The following is a 233-nucleotide window of genomic DNA, read 5'->3' on the forward strand; positions in this document are numbered from 1 at the left end:
TTTACACTAAAAACAACATCAAATTTGCTGAAGTCATATGAATAGTCAACAGGAGAACCATCTGGTGCAAAACGTGTATAAGGAAGAATTCTCCAAACTGGTGTATCATTCGTCCCATCAACCTGCATATAAATCAAAACAACATCAGATTTTTCCAATGGATTTTTAAATAACTGCTTAGATTGAAACAGACGATTATTGTCTGGAGCTTTTGTAAATATTGGATAAGCATC

Annotated in this window: 1 protein-coding gene; it reads right to left on the reverse strand. The window is 33.5% G+C overall.

Annotated elements, in window-relative coordinates; genetic code table 11:
• Positions 1–233 (reverse strand): hypothetical protein (locus SB764_RS44840; RefSeq protein ID WP_410867415.1); only part of this gene is annotated, 233 nt, incomplete at both ends.

This window comes from Paraburkholderia sp. SIMBA_027 (genome assembly GCF_046535315.1).
GTDB classification, from domain to species: Bacteria; Pseudomonadota; Gammaproteobacteria; order Burkholderiales; family Burkholderiaceae; genus Paraburkholderia; species Paraburkholderia tropica.